Annotated in this window: 1 protein-coding gene; it reads left to right on the top strand. The window is 40.9% G+C overall.

The window, feature by feature from the left end; translation table 11 throughout:
• A partial coding sequence (locus tag JFU56_RS22760) for a sugar phosphate nucleotidyltransferase (RefSeq protein ID WP_256432456.1) occupies positions 1-237 on the top strand: 237 nt, incomplete at both ends.

Genomic DNA, 237 nt, shown 5'->3' with positions numbered 1-237 from the left:
GAATAGCTTAGCGTCGATGGGCATCTATATTTTCACTACTGATGCGTTAATTGATGCGTTAGAAAAAGACGCAGATAACCTCAATTCTAACCACGATTTTGGAAAAGATATTATTCCAAGACTAATTGATAAAGAAAAAGTCTACGCGCACCAATTTGGCGGTTCGACTGGGCGTGTTACCGAGGATGCTTACTGGCGTGATGTAGGCACCATCGATTCGTTATATCAAGCCAATAT

Source organism: Moritella sp. F3, from assembly GCF_015082335.1.
GTDB lineage: Bacteria > Pseudomonadota > Gammaproteobacteria > Enterobacterales > Moritellaceae > Moritella.
Note: the sequence above shows the minus strand (reverse complement) of the source record. Positions and strands in the feature narration are given on the sequence as shown.